A 1,939-nucleotide genomic window follows, 5' to 3' on the forward strand; every position below is an offset into this window, starting at 1 on the left:
ACCGGGGGAGTAGCCGCCGGGGCGCAGCAGCACCGAGGCGCCGGTCAGGCGCAGCCTGGGCATGGTGATCCGGCCGGACTCGCTGTATATCCGGCCCAGCGTCAGCAGGACGTCGCCGCGCCCGACCAGGCCGACCGCCGCCGAGACGACGGTGTCCCGATAGCCGGTGGCGGGATCGACATCGAGCGCACGGTTCAGTGACGGGTCCAGCAGCGGCCCCGTGCCGCGGCCCGAGCCGTGGACGCCGGCATCCCGTACACAGGTGAAGGGCGCGGTGATGTCGCTTGCCTCCGAGGCCTCGCTCCCCGCCGCGGCCTCCGCCGGCGTGCCGGTCGTGGTTATCGTGTTCGCGGTCACCTCCAGCGTCCACGTTCCGAGCCTGCCGAGGCGGATCTCCTTCTCCAGACGGAAGTCAGCGGCGCTGACCAGGTCGCCGATGCGCAGCAGCGCGGCCGGGGCCCCGTCCGCCGGGCTGGTCGTGCCGCCGAGCGCCAGTTGTCGCAGTTCGATGTCCCGGCCCGTCCAGTGGAACGTGTTGGCGCCCCCGGCACGCGCCGAGGCCGTGCCGGCCATGCCGATGATCAGGACGGCCGAGCCCACGACCAGCAGGGACAACGACGCGCCGAGGTGGCGTGGGAAACGGGTCACCGGGCGTCCGGGTCCGGTGCCGGGCCCGTGGCATGCCGGTCGGGCTCGGCCGCGGAATCCAGGACGGCGGAATCCAGGGCGGCGGAATCCGGGGCGGCGGAATCCGGGGCGGTGCGGGGCAGGACCCCCGCGGCTGGCAGCGGAGAAGGCGGAACAGCGGAATCGGGAGGCGGGGAATCCGCGGCCGTGGGCTGGGCATCCGAAACCGAGGAACTCGTGACCGCGGCCGCGGGCCGGGTGTCGGCAGGCGGGGAGCCCGCGGCCGGGGCGGGCCCTGCCAGGGAGGACGCCGTCGGGGCGGTGACTACGCGCAGCGAGACCGTCCGTGTGCGTGGGATCAGGTCGTGGGGTACGCGGCCGGTCCACAGCAGAAGCAGCCAGCCGGCGGTGACGACGGCGGCGCACAGCGCGGCCGGGCCCAGACCGACGTGCCGGGGGAGCGGCAGCACGAGTTCGACGGTGCCGACGACCTCCACCGTGCGCAGTGCCTCGCGGAGCACCGCCCGGGCGGCCGGCACCGCCGCGGTACCCGTCGCCACGGCGCTGCCTGACATGGTGCTGCCTGACACGGCGGTGCCCGACACGGTGCTGCCTGTCGCCGGGCCGGCACCCGGTGCCGCCGCGGCTACCGCGGCTACCGGGCCCGGCGCCGTGAACACCCGGATGCCGAGCAGCAGCCGGCCCGGGGTCAGGGCGGCGGCGACGCCCGGCCCGACAACCAGCAGCCAGGCCGCCAGATGCAGCGCGTACCAGACGGCGATGTGCTCCTTGACCGGCCCGTTCAGGACGGTCGCGTAGAGGCCGACGACGATGACGCCGGCCAGCGCCAGGTCGATGGCCGCCGCCGCGGCCCGCACGCCGGCGCGGGCGGCGCGCACGGCGAGGAACGCGCCGTGCGGTGGCGGGGTCCACGCGGCGGCGAGCGACCCACCGATGATCGCCAGCAGCGAGCCGGCCCCCAGCCCGCCGGCGGCGATCGGGAAGGCGATCAGGCCGCCGATGACCGACAGCAGGCCCAGCGCCGCGCACGCGCCCGGATACCAGAGCATCAGCAGGCCGAACGCGACGATGAGCAGACCGACAGCCAGCCCGTACACGGCAACGTCGGCGGCGAAGAAGGCCGGGCCGAACGAGAAGCTGAAGTAGCAGATGGCGGCCCCGCCGGCCATGGTCGGCACGGCTGCCCGCCACGGCGTCCCGGCTGCCGACAGCCGGTCGTCGGACAGCGGCCGGGCCGTCGCCACCACGGGCCGGGCGCGCTCGCGGTGGCGACGGGGCGGCTTCGCCGGGC

Annotated in this window: 2 protein-coding genes; both read right to left on the reverse strand. The window is 75.8% G+C overall.

All coding sequences use genetic code 11. The features are described 5' to 3' along the window. Positions 1 to 648: hypothetical protein (locus NBW84_RS21620; protein ID WP_250286877.1), on the reverse strand; the 648-nt coding region annotated here is incomplete at its 3' end. Beyond that, the coding region (locus tag NBW84_RS21625; protein ID WP_250286878.1) for a DUF6114 domain-containing protein at positions 645 to 1,939 on the reverse strand (1,295 nt) is incomplete at its 5' end. The genes NBW84_RS21625 and NBW84_RS21620, both read right to left, overlap by 4 nt.

Source organism: Protofrankia sp. CiP1_Cm_nod2 (assembly GCF_920664355.1).
In the GTDB taxonomy this organism is placed as follows: Bacteria; Actinomycetota; Actinomycetes; order Frankiales; family Frankiaceae; genus Protofrankia.